Source organism: Raineya orbicola (assembly GCF_002843425.1).
Classification (GTDB): Bacteria; Bacteroidota; Bacteroidia; order Cytophagales; family Thermonemataceae; genus Raineya; species Raineya orbicola.
On sequence record NZ_NKXO01000097.1, the window covers coordinates 1 to 786 of the forward strand.

Annotated in this window: 1 protein-coding gene; it reads left to right on the plus strand. The window is 34.5% G+C overall.

Features of this window, described 5'->3' with window-relative positions; all coding sequences use genetic code 11:
- Positions 1 to 111 precede the first annotated feature (111 nt).
- Positions 112 to 672, plus strand: coding sequence for an SDR family NAD(P)-dependent oxidoreductase (locus tag Rain11_RS13765; protein ID WP_101359945.1), 561 nt, complete (start codon positions 112 to 114; stop codon positions 670 to 672).
- The last annotated feature ends 114 nt before the right edge of the window (positions 673 to 786 follow it).

The following is a 786-nucleotide window of genomic DNA, read 5'->3' on the forward strand; positions in this document are numbered from 1 at the left end:
ATGCCAATCTGATAAATATTTTTGCAAAACAGCTAACATTTCATTACCTTTGCGTAAAGCTTTCCCTTGTGTGTGAGCCATATAAACTTTGTTTTTTCTCTCAACAATTATATGGCTCTTTTTTTACTTTTTCAAACTAAAAATTTTGTCGGAGGACTGAATCAAACGGAAATAAAAAAAATAGATATTCTTATACACAATGCAGGTAAATCCATAAGACGCTCTATTTGGGATTCATTGGAAAGATACCACGACTTCACAAGAACCATACAACTCAATTATTTAACACCTGTCAGTATTACATTGGCTTTGTTACCTATTTTAGCAGAAAGCAAAGGACATCTGATAAACATTTCGGCTTTGAGCGTACGAATGCCTCCAACACCTTATTGGGCGGCTTATCAGGCTTCAAAAACTGCCTTTGACCAATGGCTACAATGTATTGCCCCAGAATTAAGCCAAAAAAATATTACCATTTCTACTTTATATTTGCCTTTGGTGAAAACGAGAATGATAAGCCCAACAAAGGCTTACGAAAATGCTCCTGCTATGCAACCTGAACAAGTGGCGGCTGTAATTGCCAAAACTATCTATAAAAAAAATAAAAAATTTTTTATACCTTGGTGGGCATATCCGATTACCATATTAGGTATTTGGCGTAACGTGAGTTAAGCGGCAATATCTTGAAAAAGTTCAAAATTTGTAAGTAGATTTTTTTCTTGAAAATCTCTAATAGTGGGCTTTTTATCTAGGAATTTGTAGGCAATAATTCCAGACCACAAATTG